3 protein-coding genes are annotated in these 3132 nt (G+C 45.5%); all 3 read right to left on the minus strand.

Going from position 1 to position 3132, the window contains the following annotated elements; all coding sequences use genetic code 11:
- A partial coding sequence (locus tag RMO84_RS00295; protein ID WP_310486405.1) for an ATP-binding cassette domain-containing protein occupies positions 1-366 on the minus strand: 366 nt, incomplete at its 3' end.
- A gap of 173 nt (positions 367-539) precedes the next feature.
- Positions 540-1385, minus strand: a complete 846-nt coding sequence (ntrB, locus tag RMO84_RS00300) for a nitrate ABC transporter permease (protein ID WP_310486406.1) — start codon at positions 1383-1385, stop codon at positions 540-542.
- Between the two features lie 453 nt (positions 1386-1838).
- Positions 1839-3132 (minus strand): CmpA/NrtA family ABC transporter substrate-binding protein (locus tag RMO84_RS00305; protein ID WP_310486407.1); only part of this gene is annotated, 1294 nt, incomplete at its 5' end.

Here is a 3132-nt window from a genome sequence, read left to right on the forward strand (position 1 = left end):
TTCGATATGACGATCGATAATGCTGCGGCGTTCGCTCTGCGATTGCTTGCTATAAACTTCATCGACAGCCAAGGCAATATTTTCACGGACTGACAACCACGGCAACAGCGAATAATTCTGAAATACTACCATCCGATCGGGGCCAGGTTCGGTAATTTCTCGTCCTTCTAAGATCACCCCACCAGACGTCGCTCGATCGAGTCCGGCGATCGTATTCAATAGGGTGGATTTCCCACAACCAGAGTGGCCGATTAAAGAGATAAATTCACCCTCGTGAATCTCTAGCTCGATATTCTTAAGCGCGACATACTTTCCACCATTAGCCAGCGGAAATACTTTATCTACGTGGTCGATTTGTACAAACATAGGTTAAGGATTAAAGGGTAGAGGGTAGAGAGTAGAGATTAGTAAACAAATTATTTTAAATATTCGCTCGATCGCCAAAATAACTTGCAGGGGCAGGTTTATGCCTTCAATATCGAACGCACTCATAACTTGATGCAAACCCGCCCAACATCACCAGGGTTTTAGCAGCAATCCTACTTCCGCTCTTCGGCCACAATCTTGCTACCAATAAAAGCAATCGATCGATCTAATAAGAAACCCACAATGCCTACATAAACTAGCGCGAGAATGATTCGATCGAGATAGGCATTATTATAAGATTCCCAGATAAAGAAGCCAATTCCGACATCGCTTCTAAGCATCTCTGCCGCAACGATCGCCAACCAAGATAAACCAATACCAATTCTCAAGCCAGTAAAAATATAAGGTAACGATGCTGGTAAGAGAATCTTGAAAAAATACGACTTATTAGATAATTTGAGTACTCGTTTGACATTAATATAATCTTGCGGAATCTGCTGCACGCCGACAGTAGTATTAATTAAGATCGGCCAGACAGCCGTAATAAAAATCACAAAGATTGCGGCTAGCCCATTATCCTTGAGTGCGGCTAAGGCGATCGGCAACCACGCCAACGGTGGAATCGTTCTCAACACCTGAAAAATCGGATCTAATGCGCGATAGACTAATTTGTTGGAACCGATGAGAATTCCCAATCCGACGCCAAAGATTGCCGACAAACTAAATCCGATCGCGACCCGTTGTAGGCTTGCAAATACTTGTAAAGCTAAACCTTTAGAGTTACCACCATTATCGAAAAATGGATTGATAATAAACGGATCCCAAGCTCCCTGCACGACTTGAATCGGCCCCGGTAAGCCTTGAGAACCTGGCGGACATAGTAATTGCCAGATCGCCAAAAATACTAGCAAAGCAACGACAGGCGGCAAAATCCCCCGTGCTTGCTTCACAATCCAAGAGTTATTACTATTAACTCCTCGGCGATTTTTGGTTACTTCTCGACTACTACTGACTGCCATGATTCTCCTGGTTACTAAATAATACGGACATTTTGATGAAAAGCTGAACTAACAATCTGCCCCACAGAGAGGCACTCCTAAAATTCCCTCCCTGGAAAAATCCCCTCCTTAAAGCGGCGGTTTTATATCTCCGATCGGAGAGGCTGTGCCTACGGCAGGTTTACGCCAACGCCAACGGCTGTTCCCTCCCAATAAAAAAATCGTCAAGACAGCGACGCATCGAACGGGAGGTTTCCTCCCGTTTGTGTGCGTCAAGACAGGGGTGTCCAGAGGGTCGGGTGGGTAGATCTCCGCAACAACTCAATAGAGCAACAGACGATCGATCCCAAGCCTAGCCTCAGGATCGATCGCAGACTAGGCTTTGTGGAAATGCTAAAATCGAACTAGTGTTTTTATTGTCAAAGCCTTGGTTAACTAAAATAGTTATACTCACGTATTACCGCTTTAGTTAATTTAGGCTTTCTTAATTTTGAGAGATTTAAGATATTCTTCTGGCTTGGCCGGATCGAATTTCACTCCATCGAAGAAGGTTTCGACACCCCGCGAAGTACTAGTAGGAATTTGGGCGGCATCCACTTTGAGAGCTGTTGCTGCTGATTTCCATAAGTCCTCGCGATTGACCTTTTTAATCAACTCTTTGGCTTTAACAAAATCAGTAGGAATATTTCCCCATCGCATGTTTTCGGTTAAGAACCAGAGATCGTGACTTTGATAGGGATAGGAGGTATTATCTGCCCAGAATTTCATCGAATTTGGATAGGCCGTTTCGGTTCTACCATCGCCATAATCGATCTTGCCTTGAATTCTGCCCAGGATATCGGCAACAGGAACATCAAACCATTTAGGCCCAGAAATGATTTTAGCCATTTCCTCTTTGTTCTCAGCTTTATCGCACCATTGCTGTGCTTCCTGAATTGCCATCAGGATGGCTTTAGTTGCTTTAGGATTTTTATCTACCCAATCAGCACGCATTGCAAAGGCTTTTTCGGGATGATCTTTCCACAGTTCGCCAGTTACTAGAGCGGTATAACCAAGTTTTTGATTGACCAACCTAGCATTCCAAGGTTCGCCGACGCAGAAGGCTTCCATACTAGCCGTTTTCATGTTCGAGACCATCTGTGGCGGTGGTACGGGCACCAGCGAGATATCTTTAGTAGGATCGACACCATTAGCAGATAGCCAATACCGCATCCACAGATCGTGAGTACCGCCAGGGAAAGTAATTGCGGCTTTGAGATCGGCTTTACCGCCAGCTTTAGCTTTGGCTATTGCTTGTTGAAAACCCGCACCTTTGAGTTGGATTTTGGCATCTTTATAGGTATTGGCGATCGAAATTGCTTGCCCATTGGTATTGAGCCGCGCCAAAATATACATTGGTACGGGTTGTTTGGTTTTGGTCATCCCCATGGTCATGAAATAGGGCATCGGCGACAGAATATGTGCCCCATCGATACCGCCACCACCCGAGCCAGTCTCTAAGTTATCGCGCGTCACCGGCCAAGAGGTTTGTTTGAGGATTTCGACATCTTTCATGCCGTACTTAGCAAACAAACCTTTCTCTTTGGCAACGATTAAAGGTGCTGAATCGGTGAGTGGAATGAAGCCCAACCTAGCTGTGGTGACTTCAGGGGCATCCCCTGCGGCAATACTAGCGACTGGACTTGCGCTAGAAGAAGTGGCTTCACTATTACTTTTTTGGCTGCAAGCATTTGTCAATACACTTGCGGCTGCGCTCACTCCAGCCGTG

The sequence above is a fragment of the Chamaesiphon sp. VAR_69_metabat_338 genome (genome assembly GCF_031423935.1).
Lineage (GTDB): Bacteria > Cyanobacteriota > Cyanobacteriia > Cyanobacteriales > Chamaesiphonaceae > Chamaesiphon.

Excerpts from the sequence above, each read along its gene's own strand:
- ntrB (WP_310486406.1), bottom strand. The coding sequence starts at position 1,385 with ATGGCAGTCAGTAGTAGTCGAGAAGTAACCAAAAATCGCCGAGGAGTT.